Below are 20587 nucleotides of genomic sequence, written 5' to 3'. Positions count from 1 at the left end.
CCCCCCCCCCCCCCCCCCCCCCCCCCCCCCCCCCCCCCCCCCCCCCCCCCCCCCCCCCCCCCCCCCCCCCCCCCCCCCCCCCCCCCCCCCCCCCCCCCAGGCCCGGGTGGCCGGGCGGTGTGCTGCCAGGTGATCGGACGGAATGTCAGACCTCCTCGCCGCCACCGCTCTCCTCGTCGTCTGCCTTCTCTTCCTTCGCGGCCGCGGGAGCCGCCCCCGGCTGGGGTTCGGCGACCGCGACCCGCGCGGGGCGGATGGTGCGCTCGCCGATCCGGTAGCCGGGCTGCAGGATCGCCACGCAGGTCGTCTCCGTGACGTCCGGCGCGTAGCTGTGCATCAGGGCCTCGTGGACCGTCGGGTCGAAGGGCTCGCCCTCCTTGCCGAACTGCTGGAGACCCAGCTTCGCGACGACCGTCTCCAGCGATTCGGCCACCGACTTGAACCCGCCCACGAGCTCGCCGTGCTCCCGGGCCCGGCCGACGTCGTCGAGGACGGGCAGCAGCTCGGACAGGAGGTTCGCGATGGCGACCTCCTTGACCGTGACCCGGTCCCGCTCCACGCGGCGGCGGTAGTTCTGGTACTCGGCCTGCAGCCGCTGGAGGTCGCCGGTGCGCTCGTTGAGCGCGCTGCGTGCCTGGTCCAGCTGCGCGGTCAGGGCCGTGGTCTCGTTCGCGTCCCCGGCCGGGGCCGCCGCCTCCTCCTCGGAGGGGGTGGCGGCCTTCGGCTCGGCGTCGTCAGAGGTGGCGCCGGAGGGGACGTCGGGCTTCTCCTCGAAGCCCGGAGTCTCCTCGGTCACGCCGCACCGCCCTTGGAGTCCTTCTCGTCGTCCACGATCTCGGCGTCCACGACGTCGTCCTGGGCGTCACCCTGGGCCTGCTCGGCGCCCGGCTGCGCGTCGGCCTGCGGGCCGCCCTCGGCCTGGGCGTTGGCGTACATCGCCTGGCCCAGCTTCTGGGAGACGGCCGCGACCTTCTCGGTGGCCGTGCGGATCTCGGCGGAGTCCTCGCCCTTGAGCTTCTCCTTCAGCTCGGTGACCGCGGTCTCCACCTCCGTCTTCACGTCGGCCGGGACCTTGTCCTCGTTGTCCTTGAGGAACTTCTCCGTCTGGTAGACGAGCTGCTCGCCCTGGTTGCGCGACTCGGCGGCCTCGCGGCGGGCGTGGTCCTCCTCCGCGTACTTCTCGGCCTCCTCACGCATCCGGTTGACCTCGTCCTTCGGCAGCGAGGAGCCGCCGGTGACGGTCATCTTCTGCTCCTTACCGGTGCCGAGGTCCTTGGCCGTCACGTGCATGATGCCGTTGGCGTCGATGTCGAAGGAGACCTCGATCTGCGGGACCCCGCGCGGGGCCGGCGGCAGACCGGTCAGCTCGAACATCCCGAGCTTCTTGTTGTACGCCGCGATCTCGCGCTCGCCCTGGTAGACCTGGATCTGCACGGACGGCTGGTTGTCCTCGGCCGTCGTGAAGATCTCGGACCGCTTGGTCGGGATCGTGGTGTTGCGCTCGATGAGCTTGGTCATGATGCCGCCCTTGGTCTCGATACCGAGGGACAGCGGGGTGACGTCGAGGAGCAGGACGTCCTTGACCTCGCCCTTGAGGACACCGGCCTGGAGCGAGGCGCCGATGGCGACGACCTCGTCCGGGTTCACGCTCTTGTTGGCCTCCTGGCCACCGGTCAGCTCCTTGACGAGCTCGGTGACGGCCGGCATACGGGTCGAGCCACCGACGAGAACGACGTGGTCGATCTCGGAGAGCTGGATGCCCGCGTCCTTGATGACGTTGTGGAACGGGGTCTTGCAGCGGTCCAGGAGGTCCGCGGTGAGCTGCTGGAACTGCGAGCGCGTGAGCTTCTCGTCCAGGTGCAGCGGGCCCTCGGCCGACGCCGTGATGTACGGCAGGTTGATCGTGGTCTCCGTCGAGGAGGACAGCTCGATCTTCGCCTTCTCCGCGGCCTCGCGGAGACGCTGGAGAGCCATCTTGTCCTTGGACAGGTCCACGCCGTGGCCGTTGGCGAACTGCTTCACCAGGTAGTCGACGACGCGCTGGTCCCAGTCGTCACCACCGAGCTGGTTGTCACCGTTGGTGGCCTTCACCTCGACGACGCCGTCGCCGATCTCCAGGAGGGACACGTCGAAGGTGCCGCCACCGAGGTCGAAGACGAGGATCGTCTGGTCGTCCTTGTCGAGCCCGTACGCCAGCGCGGCGGCGGTCGGCTCGTTGACGATGCGCAGGACGTTCAGGCCCGCGATCTCGCCGGCCTCCTTCGTCGCCTGGCGCTCGGAGTCGTTGAAGTACGCCGGGACGGTGATCACCGCGTCGGTGACCTTCTCGCCCAGGTACGACTCGGCGTCACGCTTGAGCTTCTGCAGGATGAAGGCGCTCATCTGCTGCGGGTTGAAGCTCTTGCCGTCCAGGTCGACCTTCCAGTCAGTGCCCATGTGGCGCTTGACGGAGCGGATGGTCCTGTCGACGTTGGTCACTGCCTGGCGCTTGGCGACCTCGCCGACCAGCACCTCGCCGTTCTTCGCGAAGGCGACGACGGACGGCGTGGTCCTGGCGCCCTCTGCGTTGGTGATGACGGTGGGCTCGCCGCCTTCGAGAACGCTGACGACGGAGTTAGTCGTGCCCAGGTCGATGCCGACCGCACGTGCCATTTCGATTCCTCCAACTGACTACTTGAGTGGATCTGACTCAAGGATGCACGACTCCCCCGACCGAGTCAACAGACCTGAGTCCCGGCGACTCAACTTACGTGCACCCGCCCCGCGCCATCGGCGACACCTGGCGCCTCACGCGCCGCACACCCCTCCCCCATCATGGCCGCATGGGATCGTTCTGTCACAAAATGCCGCGAGCAGCACAAATGCGGCATTCGATTCGCCGATTGCAGGCAGGTGCGAACGATGCGTACGCAGAAACAGTGGGGAAGAGGACCCCGGCCGCGCCCCTGGCGCCCGCCCCGGCCCTCCCGCCCGGCGGCCGCGCGCGCCGCCCTGCGGGCCCTGCTGCCCGCACCCCTTCCCCGCCCGACCGCCAAACGCACCCTCGACCTGGTCCTCGGCTCGGCCCTGCTGCTCCTCGCCTCCCCTTTACTGGCGGCCGCCGCCCTGGCGCTGGCCGTACGCGGCCGCCGCGTGACCCGGCGCTCCCCGCGCACCGGCCTGCACGGCAGCCCTTTCGTCCTGCGCTCCCTGGACACCCGGCGGCTGAAGCTGGACGTGGCCTCGCGCCTGCACCACGTGGTATGCGGCGAGCTCTCCCTCGTCGGCCCGGCGCCGCTCGCCCCGGGCGACGCACGGAACGGCACCGGGGCAGCCCGGCGCTGGCGCCAGGAACTGAAGCCCGGACTGACCGGCCTGGCCCAGGTGCGGCACCGCTCGGGGATGCCGTGGGACGAGGCGGACCTCCTGGACCAGCACTACGCCGAGCACCAGGGGCTGCGGCTGGACCTCGCGGTCCTCGCCGAGGCCGTACGCGTACCCCTGCGCGAGGCCGTCCACGCCCTTCCGTGGCCCGGCAAGGCACGCCTGAGCGACACAGATCACCGCCTGCCCGGCTACAGGACGGTGGAATAAGTGGGTAGTGTCGGCTCAGACTGATTAAGTTACTGCTTAGTAGTAGCGATACTCGTAGTCGATACTCGTAGTCCAGGCGGGCACTGGAAGACGCAGTACTCGCTGGTAACGCTGGATCGATCCCACCCTCGCAGGCCCGAGGAGCCCCCAATGCAACTCGCCGCGATCATCGTGTCGCTGGTGCTGACCGTGGTCGGCGTTGCGCTCATCGCCCGAGCCGTCGCGCAGATCTACCGGTTCGTCACGCTCGGACAGCCGGTCCCGGCCGGCAGCCGCACCGACAACCCCAAGCAGCGCACGATCACCCTGGTCAGGGAATTCCTCGGCCACACCCGGATGAACCGGTGGGGGATCGTCGGCTTCGCCCACTGGTTCGTCGCCATCGGCTTCCTGACTCTGCCGCCGACGCTGCTCCAGGCGTACGGACAGCTGTTCAAGGCCGACTGGGTGCTGCCGATCATCGGCGAATGGCTGCCGTTCGAGCTGTACATCGAGTTCATCGGCCTGATGACGACGGTCGGCATCCTGGTGCTCATCGCCATCCGGCTGCTGAACCTCCCGTCCCGGGCGGGCCGCAAGTCCCGCTTCGCGGGCTCCAAGGCGTGGCAGGCGTACTTCGTGGAGTACGTCATCCTGATCATCGGCCTGGCGATCCTCTCCCTGCGTGGTCTCGAGGGCGCGATCCACCACGTCGACGGCTACGAGGCCGCGTACTTCGTCTCGTACCCGCTGGTCCTCGCCTTCAAGGGACTCGCCCTCGGCACTCTCCAGAACCTCATCTACTTCGTCGCGATGATCAAGATCGGCACCTCGCTGATCTGGATGATCACGGTGTCGCTCAACACCAACATGGGTGTCGCCTGGCACCGCTTCCTCGGCTTCCCGAACATCTGGTTCAAGCGGAACGCCGACGGCGCGGTGGCGCTGGGCGCGCTGCAGCCGATGACCACGGGCGGCAAGGAGATCGACTGGGAGGATCCGGCCGACGACGCCGTGTTCGGTGTCTCCCAGGTCGAGCAGTTCTCCTGGAAGGGCATCCTCGACTTCTCCACCTGCACCGAGTGCGGCCGCTGCCAGTCGCAGTGCCCCGCCTGGAACACCGGCAAGCCGCTCTCGCCGAAGCTCCTGATCATGTCCCTGCGCGACCACGCGCACGCCAAGGCCCCGTACCTGCTGGCCGGCGGCGGCAAGGACATGGAGGGCGAGGAGAAGGCGACCGCGGAGCAGCTGAAGGACGTTCCCGCGTCCGCCCTCGCGGAGGCCGAGCGCCCGCTGATCGGCACGGTCGAGGAGAACGGCGTCATCGACCCGGACGTCCTCTGGTCCTGCACCACCTGCGGTGCGTGCGTGGAGCAGTGCCCGGTCGACATCGAGCACGTCGACCACATCGTCGACATGCGCCGATACCAGGTGATGATCGAGTCCGCGTTCCCGTCCGAGGCGGGGACCATGCTCAAGAACCTGGAGAAGAAGGGCAACCCCTGGGGGCTCGCCAAGAAGCAGCGCGTCGAGTGGACCAAGGAGGTCGACTTCGAGGTCCCGATCGTCGGCAAGGACGTCGAGGACCTCACCGAGGTCGACTACCTCTACTGGGTCGGCTGCGCCGGCGCCCTGGAGGACCGCGCCAAGAAGACCACCAAGGCATTCGCGGAGCTGCTGCACATCGCGGGCGTCAAGTTCGCGATCATGGGCGGCGACGAGAAGTGCACCGGTGACTCGGCCCGCCGTCTGGGCAACGAGCCGCTGTTCCAGCAGCTCGGCGCGGAGAACGTGGCGATGCTGAACATGGCGTTCGGCGAGGACGACGAGGACGACTCGACCAAGAAGGCCAAGTCCTCCAAGAAGATCGTCGCGACCTGCCCGCACTGCTTCAACACGATCGCGAACGAGTACCCGCAGCTCGGCGGCGAGTACGAGGTCATCCACCACACCCAGCTGCTCCAGCACCTCGTCGACGAGGGCAAGCTGATCCCGGTGACCCCGGTCGAGGGCCTGATCACGTACCACGACCCCTGCTACCTGGGCCGTCACAACAAGATCTACACGCCCCCGCGCGAGATCATCGCGAAGGTCCCGGGCCTCCGGAACGAGGAGATGCACCGCCACAAGGAGCGCGGCTTCTGCTGCGGCGCCGGTGGTGCCCGGATGTGGATGGAGGAGCGGATCGGCAAGCGCATCAACAACGAGCGCGTCGACGAGGCCCTCTCCCTCAACCCGGACATCGTCTCCACCGCCTGCCCGTTCTGCCTGGTCATGCTGACCGACTCGGTCAACGGCAAGAAGAACGACGGCAAGGCGAAGGAGTCCATCCAGGTGGTGGACGTGTCGCAGCTGCTGCTCGACTCCGTGAAGACCCCGGCCGACCCGGCGGGCGACCCGGAGTCGGCGGACGAACCGGAACCGGAACCGGTGAAGTAGCCGGACCGGCGTCACGGCGCGGCGAAGCGGTCGGACCTGCCTCGGGGGCAGGACCGGCCGCTTCCGCGTTGCCCCTCCGCATGCGGGGGAAAACCCCCCGGGGTTCCCTTAGGGGATGTCACATCTACGCGTCAAAGGCCGGCACTTCCCCGGCCCCGGGCCCCCGTAACCGGCGGACCGGGTACGTTCGATGACGTGGCTGGATTCAGGATCGGACGCGGCCGGGACAACCGCACCCCGCAGCAAGGGCAACAGCAACCGCGGCAGCAGCCGTACGGCAATCAGGCACCGCCGCCGTACGGGCAGCAGCAATGGCCGCCGTCGGGAGGACGGGGCGCCCCGCATCACGCCGCACCGGGCTACCACGGCGGCGGCGCGTACCCCGCCGGCAGCGGCTACACGGGCGCCGGCCCGGACGAGCCGGAGTACTTCACCGACCCGACGCCGTACCCGTACCCGCAGGGCCCCGGCCCCGCCGACCCGTACGCGAACAACCCGGGTCACACGCAGGCGTTCCGCGTCGACGAGGAGCCGTACAGCGACGGCAACGCCTACCGCGCCGGCCAGGCGCCCGCGGCACCGGCAGGCCCGCGCCTGCACTGGAAGCAGCTGCTGAGCGGCATCGTGACGCGCCCCGGCCCGACGTTCTGGCAGATGCGCGACTACGCGGTCTGGGGTCCCGCCCTGACCGTGACGTTCCTCTACGGCCTGCTGGCCCTCTTCGGCTTCGACCAGGCCCGCGACGACGCGATCCACGCCCCGGTCTCCAGCGCCGTACCCTTCGTCATCATCACGGGCGTCTGCTTCGTGCTCGGCGGCCTCGTGCTGGGCGCGGTCACCCACACGCTGGCCCGCCAGCTCGGCGGCGACGGCGCGTGGCAGCCGACGGTGGGCCTGTCCATGCTGATCATGTCGGTCACAGACGTCCCGCGCCTGGTCTTCGCGATGTTCCTGGGCGGCGAGAACCCGCTGGTCGTCATCCTCGGCTGGGTCACCTGGCTGGCCGCGGCGGCGCTCCTCACCTCGATGGTGAGCAAGTCGCACGACCTGCCGTGGCCGAAGGCACTGGGCGCGTCGGCGATCCAGCTGCTGGCCCTGGTCTCGATCCTGAAGCTGGGAACGATCTAGCCGGCCGCGCCGCAGATACGCCGAAGGGCCCCGGGTGACCGGGGCCCTTTCACGTCGTCACGCGTCGCTCAGGAGTCGAGCACCTGCCCGCTGCGCCGTACGACGGGCTTCTCCACGCTCCACGGGAAGTTGATCCAGCGGTCGGTCTTCTTCCACACGTACTCGCACTTCACGAGCGATTGCGACTTCTCGTAGATGACCGCGGACCGCACCTCGGCGACGTGGTCGATGCAGAAGTCGCGCACCAGCTTCAGCGTCTTGCCGGTGTCGGCGACGTCGTCCGCGATCAGGACCTTCTTGTCCGAGAAGTCGATGACGTTGGGCACGGGCGCCAGCATGACCGGCATCTCCAGGGTGGTGCCCACGCCGGTGTAGAACTCCACGTTCACCAGGTGGATGTTCTTGCAGTCCAGCGCGTACGCCAGACCGCCCGCGACGAACACCCCGCCGCGCGCGATGCTCAGCACCACGTCCGGCTCGTACCCGTCGTCGGCCACGGCCTGCGCCAGCTCCCGTACGGCGTGCCCGAAGCCGTCGTACGTCAGGTTCTCCCGCACCTCGTCAGTCATCGCGGCCTCACACCTGCGTCCGGTGGAAGTTCATGAAGGAGCGCGACGCGGTGGGACCGCGCTGCCCCTGATAGCGCGACCCGTACCGCTCGGAGCCGTAAGGGAACTCGGACGGAGAACTCAGCCGGAACATGCACAGCTGGCCGATCTTCATACCGGGCCAGAGCTTTATCGGCAGCGTCGCGAGATTCGACAGCTCCAGCGTCACGTGCCCGGAGAAGCCCGGGTCGATGAAGCCCGCCGTGGAATGCGTGACCAGCCCGAGCCGGCCGAGCGAGCTCTTCCCCTCCAGCCGCGACGCGAGATCGTCGGGCAGCGAGATGACCTCGTACGTCGACGCCAGCACGAACTCCCCGGGGTGCAGGATGAACGCGTCGTCCCCCTCCGGTTCGACGGTGCGGGTCAGGTCCACCTGCTCGACGGCGGGGTCGATGTGCGGGTAGCGGTGGTTCTCGAACACCCGGAAGTAGCGGTCGAGCCGCACGTCGATACTCGACGGCTGCACCATCGACGCGTCGAATGGATCAATGCGTACGCGTCCGGCGTCGATCTCGGCGCGGATGTCCTTGTCTGAGAGAAGCACCCACCGAGGATACGCAGAACGCGCGAGCCCGCCCTCATCGGGCCGCCCGCGCGCCTGTCGTCCGTCACCCGCCGTCGCTACCGCCGCTCGAACGCCACGGGCACGGCATGCCGCAACCGAGCGCACCGGGGACACCGGATGAGCCGCCCGGGCCCGATCCGCCCTGCCCCGAGCTGCTGCATCGGAAACGAGCTGGTCGCGAAAACGTGCCCTTCGGCACAGCGGACGACGGTGCGCTCCATGGAGTCCATCAAGTCCCTTCCCCATCAAGCCGTGGACGAGACCGCCACATTAGGGGATGAACAGGACCCGCCTCCACGCGGCACTCCGACCCCCCACGCTACGCCCCCAACTCCCGCCCCCCACACAGCGGATCCGGCACGTCTCCGGGAGGGGATCGCGATGAGGTACAGTATGCGAGGATGCGCCGCCGGATACAGCGTCGGCCATTTTCGCGGGTGTAGTTTAATGGTAGAACATGAGCTTCCCAAGCTCAGAGCGCGAGTTCGATTCTCGTCACCCGCTCCACGACTAAGGCCCAGGTCATTGACCCTGGCCTTGTTTGTTGTCTGGACCTGTTCAGGTGTCGCGTGCCACATCCGTGCCAGATGCCTGCGATTCCGCTGCCGTGCGCCTTGCCCGTACGAGCTGGTCGAGGCCGGCGGCCACCTCACGCTGCCGATCGGTGTCGGAGTGCTGGTAGATCAGCGCGGCCCGCTCGGTCGACTGCCCCGCTCGGACCATCGTGTCCTTGAGCGTGGCCCCGGAACGAGTCGTGAGCGTGTGGCCGGTGTGCCGTAGGTCGTAGAAGCGGAAGTTCTCCGGCAGGCCGATCGCGGCCCGCGCCTTGCGCCACTTTCGCCCGAAGGTGGAGCGGCGGAACGGCTTCCCTTTCTCCCCCACGAACAGCAGTCCGTCCGGACCCTTCTCCGCGTACCAGTCGAGATGCCGCCGGAGGTCCTTCCGGAGAAAGGCCGGCAGGACGACGAGCCGCTTCCCCGCTTCCGACTTGGTCGGGCCCTCCGCCCGCTTGCCGGTGGTCAGCTCCGGGGCGGCCTTCCTGACGCGCACGGTGAGGTCGTCCAGGTCGACGTCTTTGCGTCGGAGCTCCGCCTGCTCCTCCGGGCGGAGAGGCCCGTACGCACCGAGGAAGACCATCAGCCGCCAGCGGGGCCCGAGCACGTCGGCGAGCGCGTCGACCTGGTCGACGGTGGCGACGGGTCGTTCAGCCGCGGTCTCCTTTCCGGCGCCCCGTATACGGCAGGGGTTGCGCCGGATCAACTCGTCCTCGGCGGCCGTCTCCAGGATGGCCTTGAGGAGCCGATAGCTCTTGGCGACGGTGGTCTCGGCCCCCGTGGCGTCGAGCCGTTCGGATCGCCAGGACCGCACGCGAGGCGCGGTGATCTGGTCGAGGTCCAGGCCCTCTAAGGCGGGCAAGATGTGCAGCCGCAGCAGCCGGTGGTAGAGCTCCTCCGTCGTCTGGGAGAGGCGGCGTTCCTTCACCCAGAGCAAGGCGTACTCGCGGAAGTCGACAGCCCCGGCGTCCGGGTCCTGCCAGTCACCACGCCTGATCTCGGTCCGCTTCTCGGCGAGCCAGTCGTCCGCGTCACGGGACGTCGTGAACGTGTCCGGGGCGGGGCGCATCACGCCGTCCGGTCCCGGATAACGAGCCTGGTACCTGCCCGAGGGGAGCTTGCGCACCGCGCCGAACGTACGACGCTTGCCCTTCTTGTTGGCCATCAGGCAGCCCTCCCGTAGCGCGAGCGGGGACGGCGGATGGGCTGGACGGTGTTGCCCTCGATGTAGGCCGCCAGGACGCTCTCCTTGATGCGTACGTGGCTGCCGACCTTGACGAAGGCGATGCGGCGTTCGGCGATGAGACGGCGCGGGAAGCGCGCGGTGGTGCCGAGGCGTTCGGCGGCTTGGTCGACGGTGAGCAGGGGGTCAGTCACGACCGTTCTCCTTCCAGGACGAGGGCTTCGCGGGCGGTTTCTCGGTTGAGTTGGAGGTCTCTAGCGATCGAGGCGGCGAGGACGGATTCGCCGGGGCTATGGCCTTGTCCGGCGTACTGCCAGTCGGTGAGGACGAGGACGGTCGGGTCCTGGTCAGGGTCGGGCAGACCGAGTTCTTCGCGCTGTTGGGCGGCTCGATAGTCCGCGCGGACCTGGCGGAGCGCGCCGAGGGTGGTGGAGTAGCGGCGGGACTTGGAGGAGAAGTGGCCGCGAAAGCCGAGCATGTGGGCCCAGGCCCGCAGTCGCCGGTCCGGGTAGAGCGGATCGAGGTCGAAGCAGGCTTCGATGAGGCGGCGCGGGTGGTCGGGTACGTCGAGGAGGACCAGGGCCTCGCGGTTGCCGATGCGGCGGTCAACGGTGCCGGTCGTCTCGGCAGCCTTGGTGGCGTACTTGGCGACGTAGGAGGCGACGGCCTGTTCGGTGATGTCGGTCCCGGCGTCGAAGGCGCGGATGGGCCGGATGTCGAGCTGGGTGCCCCATCGGAGCGGGCGGCCGGGTTGGCCGGCAGCGGCCGGGACGGTGATGGTCGTGTAGGCGTGTGCGGCGGCGGCGCGGATCGCGTCGCTGAGCAGCTGCACCGAGGCCCAGGAAGGCGGTGGGCTGTCGGCTCCGTCCGGTCCGTCGAGGCGGACGACGGCATGGAAGTGGACGGCCCCACGCTTCTGGAACTCGGCGACCTTGCCGTACGAGACCCGTGCCACTTCCTTGAGTTCGCGTTGGGTGAGCCCGGCCCGCGCGGCGATCTCGCGGCGGAGCCGGTTGGTGAAGCGCTGCCACAAGTTCCCGGCGTGGTTGTTGAAGAGGACCGCTCCCGCGTAGTCGTACGTCTCGGGGTCGAGCGGCGTGCCGAGGCCGTCGTCCTCCTGGGCGTGGGCCGTGCCGCAGCGACACCGGCCCGTGTCGGGACGGTTGTGGACCGGGCCGAACGAGGGGGCGGTGAGCGTGGCGAAGACGCGCGGGTGGTCGCGGACAGTGGCGGGGACGTCCTTGTCCTGGTCGCCCGCGAGCCCGGCGCGGATCAGGTGGTAGGTGTCGGCGGAGTAGGTCCAGGCGCAGGCCGGGCAGCGGGAGGCACGGCGGTTGCCGCAGGCGACGCGGAGCCGTCCGCCGGGCTCGGTGCTGGTCGAGTAGCGGTGCAGGGCCTCGCCGGTGGCCCTGTCCTTGGTGAGCGTCCAGCCGGACAGGTGGATGGGGTTGGAGCAGCCACCGGTACGGCGGACCTGGTCCCGCCAGCGGTCGAAGCCGGTGGACGCGGCCACCCGCAGCAGATCGCCGAGGGTGGCCGGGTCGAGGCCCGCGGGGGTCGCGGTGTCCGTCACGCGTGCTCCCGCTGGACGACCGGGGCGGGGACGGCGCGGGTCGAGCCGGTGCCCCGGCAGCGGCGGCAGGTGACCTTGAGGGTGGCGCGGGTGCCGTCGTCCAGGAGTGCCCCGGTGTCGATGGCGACGGCGGGGAAGCCGTCGCAGTCCGGGCAGATGCGCGTCCGGGCAGGGGTGTGCTGGGCCATGATGGTGGTCCTTTCGATTGCGGTTGGAAGGGGCCGGACCGTCCGGGCGGCGGCGATGCTTGGCGGCTTGTGCGCCGCCCGGAGGCCGGTCAGAGCTGGATCAGCGAGAGAGCGGGTACCACGTCGGCCGGTCGATCCCTTGGCCGCGTACATGGCGGAGTCAGCGGCGGCGAGCGCGTCGGAGAGGCTGCGGACCGGCAGGTCCATGAGGCGGCAGGAGCCGACCGAGACGGAGACCGGGAGCCGGTGCCCCGCGTGGGTGACCGGCTGGCGCAGGACGTGGTGGAGGCTGTCGAGGTCCGGGGCCTGGCGGGCGATGGCGACGAACTCGTCTCCGCCGAGGCGTCCGGCGATGCCGTGGCGGCCGCACCAGGCAGTGAGGCGATCGGCGGTGACGGCCAGGGCGACGTCCCCGGCTGCGTGGCCGTGGGTGTCGTTGAGGTTCTTGAAGTCGTCTAGGTCGAGCAGCAGGACGACGGCGTCCCGGTGCCGGCGGATGACGCGTTCGGCGAGGACGGTCCATCCGGCGCGGGTGCGCAGGCCGGTGAGCGGATCCCGTCGAGCGGTGGCGAGCCGGTGGGTAAGCAGTGCGGTGTGGGAGGCCCAGCCGATGAGCGGTAATGCGAGGGCGAGCGCTTGCGTGTCCACGGTTCTCCTTCGATGCGGTTGGAAGGGGTTGCGTGGGCCGTCCGGGCGGCGGCGATGCTTGGCGGCTTGTGGCACCGCCCGGAGGCCGGTCAGCGGTTCAGTTCCTGGCGGAGGATGCGTACGAGGACCAGGAGCACGACGCCGCTGACGGACAGAGCGAGCGCGGTGATGGCGACGGCGAGGAGCATCGAGGTCACGACCGCACCGACCACGAGGGTTCCGGTGATGGCGACCACGGGGTTGGCGCGGACGGCGTCGACCACTCCGGACCGGGTGGGCGCGACGGCGGGGGCAGACTCGCTGATGCGGTCGGTCGGGACCGGGGCCGGGACAGTGTTGTGGCTCGCGGTGGTGAAGGTGTGGGTGTCGGACTGCGGGTACTTGGGCGTAAGCACGGTGGTTCTCCCTTCTAGGCTGGCTACTTGGCGAAGCTGTCGATGGCGGGTGCGAGGAAGCTGTCCGCGAGGAGGTAGCCGCCGAAGAGGAGGACGGCGACCAGCCACAGCGGCGGGCGGATGAGCTTGATGCCGAGAGCGCCGACGGCGACCAGGGCGAGCCAGAGCGGAACGTCCATGACGGTGATCTCCTCGGTGATCAGCGGGCGTTGCAGCGGTGGGTGCGGGCGGCCAGTTCGGCCGAAGGGCGGTTCAGGTAGTCGGCGGACCAGTCGCAGCCGGGGGCCGTACAGGCGGCGGCGTGGGCGTCGCGGCCGTGGCGGTCGCGGTGGGTGCCGATCTGGACGGGACCGATGCGGTCGACGTCCCAGAAGCGGGTGCGGGCCATGGAGTCACCTCCTTCAGGCGAGTTGGGCGGCGATGGCATCGGCCATCGGAGCGGGGACTCCCAGGCGGGAGCAGAGGGTGTCCCGGTCGATCGCGTGGCCCGTCGCGGCTTGATGGCTGTCGGCGAGCTTGCGGGCATGGGCGATGAGGGCCGGAGGCACGGACGGAACTGCCGGGAGAGCGGGAGCGGCGGTGGCCGGGGCGATGGCTTCCGGCTCCGGTTGCGCCGGTTCGGGCGGGACGGGCAGGTCGCGCACGGGCGCCGGGCGGCCGGGCTGGTCGAGCTCTTCCTCGTGGGCCTCGTCCGGAACCGGGGCCGGTTCGTCCTGCTTCGGGGTCGGGACCGGCGAGTGGGCCAGGAGCGTTCCGCCGAGGAAGGCGAGTGCCGGCCAACCGGCGACGAGGATGCGGAGCCAGTCGGGCACGTCCGCCAGGTCGAGCAGTCCGGCGGTGGCGACGTTCGCCCCGAGGGAGGCGGCGAGGGCGACGGTGAACCAGATCCATGCTGCCTGCCGGGGCGCGTCGGTGTTCCGCAGGGTGCGGAGCCGGTGCCAGGAGGCGACGAGGAGCAAGTCCACGGAGACCGGGTAGGCCCACGCCTTCCAGCCGCTCTGTCCGGCGGCCTGGGCCAGGTCGTGGAGGTGGGAGAAGGACAGTGCACCGGCGATCACGGCTTGGACGAGTACGGCGTCCAGGCGGAGCGATGACCGCATGGCAGGCCCTCCTTTCCGAATCGGGGGCGGTGGTGGTCAGTCCTTGTCGGGGACCAGGGCGTACGAGACGGGCGCGCTCCGCGGGCGGAAGGCGGCGAGGCCAGCAAGGTCCGGGGTGAGTCGGGCGTGCTCGGCACAGGCGGCAACGGCCTGGTCGAGGGTGAGCAGCGGGCTCCGGACGATGGACCAGCCCCCGGAGGAGTTCCCGGCGATCGCTGTCCCGCGCTGGTCGGGACGGATCGCGGTGGCGGCCATGACGGCGAGCGGGCTGATGTCGCCGAGCGCCATCTTGGCGGTGGTCTCGTCGTTGACCCGGTGCGAGATCCGGCCGGTGAGCTGGGCACGGAGAGCCGTTGCACCCTTGCCGAGTTCGGCCCCGAAGCGCTGTCCGCAGATTTCGAGGTAGATGCCGGCGGCGCGGCCGAGCTGTGCGATGCGCACGAGCTGGGTGACCATCCGATCCCGGCGCTTTTCGTCGGCAGCGGTCGAGGCGAGGAAGAGTTCCGCCACCTCGTCTACGAACAGCACCAGCGGCACCGGTCGCAGATCCTCGGGAAGGCCCCAGATATCCGAGCTGATTCCCTCGGGCCCGGTGCCGGGTGCGAACTGCTGGATCGTCCGGATCAGCTCGTACCGGTCGGTCATCTCCGACACCAAGGCGTCAAGCAGGTCCGCGGCTTCCTCAGGAGTACAGGCGAGAGCGGACAAGCGACGGGAGAACGGCGCGAGCTCCACTCCCCATTTGCAGTCGATGCCGACGAGGGCGACCGGCTGCGGAGCGAGTCCGGCGATGAGCCCGCGAAGGTAGACAGACTTGCCCGACTCCGTTGCGCCCATGACGAGTTCGTGGGCGATGGCCCGGTAGTCCCGGAAGTGTGGGAGTCCGTCAGCGCGGAGAGCGACGGGGACGCGCAGCAGCTCAGGCGAACCCGTCTCCGGCATCACGACCCGCCGGAGGACGTCGTATCCGATGACCCGGAGCTGAAGCCACCCAGGCCGCAGGGGCGACATGTGCACCGCGTACGCCCGCCAGGAGTGGCGGAGTCGTTCACCCGCCGTCTCGAAGTCCCTGACCTCCTGACCGGGGCGCATCCGAATGCGCAGCACGAGCCCGTTGGCATTGATCCGAGCCCTGGTGATTCGGGGCAGCATCCGAGCCGGAGTCCGTCGCGTCGCCGCAGCGATGGTCAGCCGGAGCCGGGAGGGCGGCTCGTCCAGCCCGCAGGACTCCATCACCGAGCGGTACGTGACCGCGATGCGGAGGAGCTTGGCCGGGGCGGCGAAGATGACCCAGAACCACGCGGGCCGAAGGCGGCGCAGGACCAGCAGGCCCACGGCTATGAGCACTAATGCACCCAGCGCGGCAATGTGTCCGCCGGTCATCGCTCAGCCCGCCAGCGAGGTGAGGGCGGCAGCGCGGAAGGAGATCCCGTGCTTCTTCTGGCCGTTGAACTCGTTCTCCCACGGCTTGGCGATCAGGCCGGTGACGGCCACGGGGGTACCGGTCGTCAGCTCGCCGGAGATGTCGTCCTCCACCACGACGACGGAGACCACCTCGGCCATCCCGTGGCCGACGAAGAGGATGCCGACGGTCATCAGCGATTTGCCGGTCTCGACGTCGACAGCGATCTGACCGGTCTTCCGGTCCTTGAGCTTCGGCTGCGGGGGCTGGGCGGTCAGCATTGTCATGCCGGACATGTCGACGGGGATCACACGCACAGAGATCACTCCTCTAGAAGTGCTTGACTCCGTCACTCATGTATATGAGTGACATGAAGAAGAGTGCACGACTCCTATACATGAGTCAACCCGCCGCGAAGAAGAAGTCGCAGCGGGTCGAAGCCACTTGAGCGTATGTCAGTCGGCGGCGGGGATCCGGTAGCTGAAAACGAACTGGTCAGCGGCCATGAGCGTGTCGCAGACCTCAACCACACGGCCTTCCTCAGTAACGGCATCGCGGAGGAGGTGAACGACCGGAGCACCGGGGCTCAACGCCAGTTCCGAGGATTCCGCCTTGGAGGCCGGCCGGGCCTGGAGCGTCTCGACGAACTCCGCGAAGACGTGGCCGTGATCCTCCAACCGGGCGTAGATGCCACCGGGGCCGGGGTTCTCAGAGAAGAGCTCCGGAATGTCCTTCACTACGTCCCACGGCAGGTACGACGTGGCTGTCTCCACCGGAGTCCCGTTCCGGAAGTAGAGGCGGCGGCGGGCCAGCACCTTGTCTCCGGCATCGACGCCGAGTCGTTCGGCAATGTCCTCGGGGGCGTCTGCGGGGCCGATGAACAGGACACTGACCTTGGCGGTCGCTCCGGCCTGCTCGGACTCGGCGAGATAGGCGGCTTTCCCGCCCTTGCGATGCGAGCGCCGGAACCGGTCCGAGGATCGATGACGCACGGGGGGCCGGGCCTTCACCAACGAGCCCTTGCCGTGCCGCGTCTCCACCAGGCCGCTCGCGCGGACCTCCACCATGGCCTTGCGGATCGTTCCGCCGGCGACGCCATAACGGTCGACCAACTCGGACTCGCTCGGGACCATGTCACCCGGCTTGAGGACACCGGCTCGGATCTGCTGAACGATCTCATCGGCGATCTGAACGTATCGAGGTACGGACTTGCCACCTCCTACTGCTGTTCCCATCGTCCTACTCACTCTCCTATGCTCCTATACATGAGTAACAGCGCCCAAGAAGCCCCGTCAACGCCGAAGCACAGTGTGTCCGTGGCGGGGGCGGTGGTGCGCGAGGACGGTCGGCTCCTGGCGATCCGCAGGGCGGACAACGGGAAGTGGGAGCTGCCGGGCGGGGTGTTGGAGCTGGAGGAGTCCCCGGAGGCGGGGGTCAGCCGCGAGGTCTGGGAAGAGACCGGCATCAACGTCGAGGTCGACCAGCTCACGGGCGTCTACAAGAACACCAGCCGCGGCGTCGTCGCCATGGTTTTCCGGTGCAAGCCTGCCGGCGGCGCGGAGCGCACGTCCGACGAGTCGACCGCAGTCGAGTGGCTCACCCCGGAACAGATCACCGAGCGCATGTCCGAGGTCTACGCGATCCGCCTGCTGGACGCCCTCGATGAAGCAGGCCCCCACGTCCGGAGCCACGACGGCAAACACCTGCTCCCAGCGCGGTAGAACTTTCCCTACTTCATCAAGGCGGCTCGCTCCGCTCGCCGCGCGCTCCCCGGCTCACCGCCGGGGCCTGACGCTCCTGCCTTCGGCCCGCTCTGGCCCCGGCTACGCCGGTCGCACGGCTGGAGCGAGCACCGTCGTGGGGAGAAACCCGCTGTGGCTGGGGCGGTCGGCTCCACGGCTTTAGCCACCTCCCCGGTTCGGGTCCCGCGTCGAGCAAGACCAGGGGGCCACTCGTTCAAATTCCGGGCAGGATCACAGCCTGCCCGAGTTGCCGGCCAGCGTACGGCCCCCTGATCATGCTCGACCCCAAACCGGGCAGGACACCGGCCAAACCCGCTCCGCCGACGGGTCAAGCTCAGCCCGCCTCGCCGCTTAAAAACTGGTGTCGTACTCTGGAGTAGCGCGTCGACCGGTCGTTGTCGTTCGGGTGAGATTGGATCGTCGGTCTAGACAAGGTCGTCCTGATCCGCCTTAATAGCCTCTACCTTCGGATGACAGCTCAGTGCACGACCGCAAGGGCATGGGAGAGGGGTGGAAGGCCTTGGCCCCCCACCCCTCGGGTACAGCAGTAGTTAGATGGTTGCAGCCATCTAACGACTCAGTTAGGCAGTCATAGCCTGGCTGAGCGTCCGGTAGGCGCACTCGCCCTTACGGTCGATGCACGGCGGGAACGTAGCCCCCTTCTCATGGAAGGTAGTGACACCGTGCTGGTCCTCGTACGAACCGGTCGTCGGGACTCGCTGACCGGTCTTCCACTCACCGTTCGGCCCCTTGGGCCAGTTGCTCTTGCTCATGCGCGGTTCCTTTCTTGGGATTATCTATGGACGTGATTGATCTGAGCGCGCGGAGGTCCGCGGCTCGGGCTGTTCCAGATACCGCCATCTGCACGTGCGGCAGCGGCTGGTTTGAACTGCGAGTCCCCGGTGGGACCGGGGCTGGCGCCGTATGCCTTCGCCCAGACGGCACCGTTTCGGGATACGCCGGTACGCCTTGCTGCATGGAGTGCGGTAAGACCTGGACTCCTCGATAGCTTCACCAGTCAGTCACCGTCGCCATCGTCCGGGGCAGCATCAGTCAGGCGATCCTGTACGACCAGCGGCAGAACCCAAGAACGATCAGGCATACGCCCTACCAGCCCCGCCTTGAAAGCTCGCTGGTAGACCATGTTGATCGCAGACTTCGGAGCCTTCCATCGAGGATTGACCCAACCTCGGCGCTCCCACTCGTCGCGGATCTCGTCCATGCGCATCGGCCGACCGGCTTCGGCCAACAGTTGAACGGCCCTCTCGATCGAGACGGAGCCGCCCGCTACGTCGTCACGCCGCACGGGCTCACGCTGCTGCGTCGACTCACCTTCAGGTCGGGCCAATCCAGAGGAGTGAGCGAGGTCGGCAGGACCATCCGGCTCAGGGCCGGCGAAGGAGTCACCCGGATCCAGCAACTGCTTGAGCCCAAAGACGACGGCGCGCAGATTCCGGACACGCTCCCGAATCTCCCGCAACTCGCCCTCGGCTTCGGCGAGCTGTCGCTGTGACACCTCCAGGGCACCCCTCAGGGTGCTGTTCTCCTCCATACTCACAGAGTACCAGAAGTTTGAACGAACGTTTAAACGTGGCAACATCTGAATCCACAGCGGGCATTCAGACCTGGCTTTCCAAGGTCAAGTAAGCCGCCAACTTGGCACCTACGGGACAAATTGGCCATAACGTGCGCCACTTGCAAGCCGTTCGCACGAATGCCCGTCTTCGCGAGCCGGGCAGATCGATGCCTAGATGGCACCTCGTGCCAGTACGTGCCATATAGACGGGCTAACCACGGTCACGGCCAGCTATCTCGCGCACCCTCATCCACGGCCTGTGGAGTTGTAAGGCCTGGTCACCGTCCGGCTGGTGGCCGGAGTCGCGGTGATTCCCAAGCTCAGAGCGCGAGTTCGGTCCTCGTCACCCGCTCCACGACTAAGGCTCTGGTCAGAGACCAGGGCCTTATCTACGGTCGACATCGCGCGACCCGCCACCGCAGTCTTCGGCTTCCACACATTCGTCGCTGCGCCCACCGCGAAGTCAGCGTCGTCGAGGTGGTCACCACCAGGACCCCTGTTCCCGCCTGCGCCATCAGGGGCCCGGCTTGAAGAGCTCAAAGACGGGCAGGTGGCTCGCCCAATTGCTGCCAAACAAAGCCATGAGTATCAAAACGGACCAGGCGGTCCCTACGGCAGCCATCGCTATGTCCGGCAGGCCGAGGAAGGCCAACCCGACAACGCCTCCAGCGATCAGCACAACTGCGGCGGCTACCCGTAGCACCTCTCGGTCACGGACCGGCTTCTTGCCCTCCAGTAAAGGCTTGGGGAGGAGCGCCCCAATGCGTCCGTCCACATACTGTTCGGCGATCGCCGCGACCAAGCCGGCGATCTCGCTAAGCGCTTCGGCCTGGGGGCTGTGATCCAGAACAGCCTCCGCCTCGCGCAGCTTGGCCACCACCTGGCCAGCATGGGCCTTCAGCTCTCGCCGCCGGGGAGACAGGAAGGCAACTGTTCCCGAACGGCGATGCGCTCGCATCACGTTCCCTTCGAGACGGCGCAGCGCGGTCCCCACAGCGAAGAGCTTCTCCGGCCGCTGAGCGTGGCTGGCGCGATGCGCTTCCGCGCAGGCTCGAATCGTTTTCCTGCACGCCGAGGTGAGCTGGTTGCGGACGAACGGAAGACCGGCGCCTCTCGTCTTCACACACAGCTTCATGAGCAGCGTGACCAAGATGGCCCAGGCTGCCAGCCAGTGCCAATGTGGCTCCCGCCCGCGGTAGGGACCCAGCACAATCACGAAGTACACGACCACGACGTACACGAGCATGACCGCAGCAAGCATGAAGAAGAACCACGGGAGATCCGCTGCGGACGCATGTCTGAGAGCAACCTTCATTCGCGGTGGGATGGGCCACCATCCATACCCCAGCCGATCAAGGTCAACGCGAAGTTCAGCTACCGACTCGTCGCCCCAGCCCCGTACACGCCGTCCCCACCGCGCCCGTACCGAGATGTTCAGACTCATGGCCGCGAGCATGCCACCTGGCGCCGACAGCGACAGTACGTCACTGGTGCCAACCGCAGGGCACCAGCCGAGTAGGAAGGAAGGGCGTGCCACAGCGTGCCAGTAGGGGCAGTAAACAGCGGCCAACAGCAGGCAGGGAAAGACGCCACCCACTTTGCTGGTTGGACTCGTTTCCGCAGGTCAGGGCCCAAGTAGTGGCCCGAGCGCCAGGGAATTTCTAAGCTCAGAGCGCGAGTTTCGATTCTCGTCACCCGCTCCTTGATTAGGGCCCTGGTCGATGACCGCAGCCTTTCGCTTGCCCTCCAGCGGCGTCGACCCAAACCCTTGCCCCGCAGTGGACAGCCGGAGAGCAGCCGCTGCGTCAGCACCCGGCGCATGCGGTTGCAACGATCTAGGTGTATTGATCACGAGCGTTGTTGACACTCGGCAGGTCTTGAACATGGCGAAGACCTCCGATGTGGTGGAGCTGTCTAGGAACACACCACACGGA

General features: G+C 68.3%; 22 protein-coding genes and 1 tRNA gene. 5 read left to right on the top strand and 18 right to left on the bottom strand.

The window, feature by feature from the left end:
- Nucleotides 1-145: 145 nt before the first annotated feature.
- Both grpE and dnaK read right to left on the bottom strand, forming a co-directional pair.
- Nucleotides 146-796, bottom strand: coding sequence for a nucleotide exchange factor GrpE (grpE, locus tag ACN6LM_RS33205; protein WP_445069099.1), 651 nt, complete (start codon nucleotides 794-796; stop codon nucleotides 146-148).
- Entirely contained in the window at nucleotides 793-2652 is a 1860-nt protein-coding gene (dnaK, locus tag ACN6LM_RS33200; protein ID WP_445069098.1) for a molecular chaperone DnaK, read from the bottom strand. Before dnaK ends, grpE begins: the two co-directional genes overlap by 4 nt.
- Before the next feature lie 249 nt (nucleotides 2653-2901).
- On the opposite strand from dnaK, the gene ACN6LM_RS33195 reads away from it, so the two are divergent.
- From ACN6LM_RS33195 to ACN6LM_RS33185, 3 genes are all read left to right on the top strand, one after another.
- Entirely contained in the window at nucleotides 2902-3573 is a 672-nt protein-coding gene (locus ACN6LM_RS33195; RefSeq protein WP_445069097.1) for a sugar transferase, read from the top strand.
- A gap of 150 nt (nucleotides 3574-3723) precedes the next feature.
- Complete coding sequence (locus tag ACN6LM_RS33190; RefSeq protein WP_445069096.1) at nucleotides 3724-5991, top strand: (Fe-S)-binding protein; 2268 nt, start codon at nucleotides 3724-3726, stop codon at nucleotides 5989-5991.
- A gap of 195 nt (nucleotides 5992-6186) precedes the next feature.
- Complete coding sequence (locus tag ACN6LM_RS33185; RefSeq protein ID WP_445069095.1) at nucleotides 6187-7119, top strand: YIP1 family protein; 933 nt, start codon at nucleotides 6187-6189, stop codon at nucleotides 7117-7119.
- A 68-nt stretch (nucleotides 7120-7187) separates the two neighbouring features.
- Here the strand turns inward: ACN6LM_RS33185 and ACN6LM_RS33180 are convergent, their stop codons facing one another.
- Together ACN6LM_RS33180 and dcd are read right to left on the bottom strand one after the other, a co-directional pair.
- Nucleotides 7188-7688 carry a phosphoribosyltransferase gene (locus ACN6LM_RS33180; protein ID WP_445069094.1) on the bottom strand — a complete coding sequence of 167 codons (501 nt, stop codon included), beginning with the start codon at nucleotides 7686-7688 and terminating at the stop codon, nucleotides 7188-7190.
- Between the two features lie 7 nt (nucleotides 7689-7695).
- Complete coding sequence (gene dcd / locus ACN6LM_RS33175; protein WP_018102070.1) at nucleotides 7696-8271, bottom strand: dCTP deaminase; 576 nt, start codon at nucleotides 8269-8271, stop codon at nucleotides 7696-7698.
- Between the two features lie 454 nt (nucleotides 8272-8725).
- Here dcd and ACN6LM_RS33170 point away from each other — a divergent pair.
- Nucleotides 8726-8799 (top strand) — tRNA-Gly (locus ACN6LM_RS33170).
- A gap of 51 nt (nucleotides 8800-8850) precedes the next feature.
- On the opposite strand, the gene ACN6LM_RS33165 is transcribed toward ACN6LM_RS33170, so the two are convergent.
- From ACN6LM_RS33165 to ACN6LM_RS33115, 11 genes are all read right to left on the bottom strand, one after another.
- A complete protein-coding gene (locus ACN6LM_RS33165; protein WP_445069093.1) occupies nucleotides 8851-10011 on the bottom strand; it encodes a tyrosine-type recombinase/integrase in 1161 nt (386 codons plus the stop codon).
- Entirely contained in the window at nucleotides 10011-10223 is a 213-nt protein-coding gene (locus tag ACN6LM_RS33160; RefSeq protein ID WP_030295451.1) for an excisionase family DNA-binding protein, read from the bottom strand. Before ACN6LM_RS33160 ends, ACN6LM_RS33165 begins: the two co-directional genes overlap by 1 nt.
- On the bottom strand, nucleotides 10220-11602 hold the full coding sequence (gene repSA / locus ACN6LM_RS33155) for a replication initiator protein RepSA (protein ID WP_445069092.1): 1383 nt from the start codon (nucleotides 11600-11602) through the stop codon (nucleotides 10220-10222). Before repSA ends, ACN6LM_RS33160 begins: the two co-directional genes overlap by 4 nt.
- Nucleotides 11599-12438, bottom strand: a complete 840-nt coding sequence (locus tag ACN6LM_RS33150; RefSeq protein ID WP_445069091.1) for a GGDEF domain-containing protein — start codon at nucleotides 12436-12438, stop codon at nucleotides 11599-11601. Before ACN6LM_RS33150 ends, repSA begins: the two co-directional genes overlap by 4 nt.
- Before the next feature lie 89 nt (nucleotides 12439-12527).
- Complete coding sequence (locus ACN6LM_RS33145) at nucleotides 12528-12833, bottom strand: SpdD protein (RefSeq protein ID WP_367499731.1); 306 nt, start codon at nucleotides 12831-12833, stop codon at nucleotides 12528-12530.
- Nucleotides 12834-12856: 23 nt separating this feature from the next.
- Nucleotides 12857-13012, bottom strand: coding sequence for a hypothetical protein (locus ACN6LM_RS33140; RefSeq protein WP_167398085.1), 156 nt, complete (start codon nucleotides 13010-13012; stop codon nucleotides 12857-12859).
- A gap of 20 nt (nucleotides 13013-13032) precedes the next feature.
- Nucleotides 13033-13221: a mobile element transfer protein gene (locus ACN6LM_RS33135; protein ID WP_055559756.1), complete on the bottom strand. Its 189-nt coding sequence runs from the start codon at nucleotides 13219-13221 to the stop codon at nucleotides 13033-13035.
- Between the two features lie 13 nt (nucleotides 13222-13234).
- Nucleotides 13235-13933, bottom strand: coding sequence for a DUF2637 domain-containing protein (locus tag ACN6LM_RS33130; RefSeq protein ID WP_445069090.1), 699 nt, complete (start codon nucleotides 13931-13933; stop codon nucleotides 13235-13237).
- A 36-nt stretch (nucleotides 13934-13969) separates the two neighbouring features.
- Nucleotides 13970-15316: an FtsK/SpoIIIE domain-containing protein gene (locus tag ACN6LM_RS33125; RefSeq protein WP_445069089.1), complete on the bottom strand. Its 1347-nt coding sequence runs from the start codon at nucleotides 15314-15316 to the stop codon at nucleotides 13970-13972.
- A gap of 3 nt (nucleotides 15317-15319) precedes the next feature.
- A complete protein-coding gene (locus tag ACN6LM_RS33120) occupies nucleotides 15320-15652 on the bottom strand; it encodes an SCO3933 family regulatory protein (protein WP_030295466.1) in 333 nt (110 codons plus the stop codon).
- Between the two features lie 138 nt (nucleotides 15653-15790).
- Nucleotides 15791-16570, bottom strand: a complete 780-nt coding sequence (locus tag ACN6LM_RS33115) for a GntR family transcriptional regulator (protein ID WP_445069100.1) — start codon at nucleotides 16568-16570, stop codon at nucleotides 15791-15793.
- An 18-nt stretch (nucleotides 16571-16588) separates the two neighbouring features.
- Between ACN6LM_RS33115 and ACN6LM_RS33110 the strand changes: the two genes are divergently transcribed.
- Nucleotides 16589-17056, top strand: a complete 468-nt coding sequence (locus tag ACN6LM_RS33110) for an NUDIX hydrolase (RefSeq protein ID WP_445069088.1) — start codon at nucleotides 16589-16591, stop codon at nucleotides 17054-17056.
- A gap of 602 nt (nucleotides 17057-17658) precedes the next feature.
- Here the strand turns inward: ACN6LM_RS33110 and ACN6LM_RS33105 are convergent.
- The 3 genes from ACN6LM_RS33105 to ACN6LM_RS33095 form a co-directional block, all read right to left on the bottom strand.
- Nucleotides 17659-17850 carry a hypothetical protein gene (locus tag ACN6LM_RS33105; RefSeq protein ID WP_360779948.1) on the bottom strand — a complete coding sequence of 64 codons (192 nt, stop codon included), beginning with the start codon at nucleotides 17848-17850 and terminating at the stop codon, nucleotides 17659-17661.
- Between the two features lie 245 nt (nucleotides 17851-18095).
- A complete protein-coding gene (locus ACN6LM_RS33100) occupies nucleotides 18096-18629 on the bottom strand; it encodes a hypothetical protein (protein WP_445069087.1) in 534 nt (177 codons plus the stop codon).
- Nucleotides 18630-19167: 538 nt separating this feature from the next.
- Nucleotides 19168-19968 (bottom strand): hypothetical protein, encoded by an 801-nt coding sequence (locus ACN6LM_RS33095; RefSeq protein ID WP_445069086.1) that lies wholly within the window; start codon nucleotides 19966-19968, stop codon nucleotides 19168-19170.
- Nucleotides 19969-20587: the final 619 nt, after the last annotated feature.

The sequence above is a fragment of the Streptomyces sp. SAS_281 genome, assembly GCF_052542855.1.
This window is presented reverse-complemented; position numbering and strand designations above follow the sequence as displayed.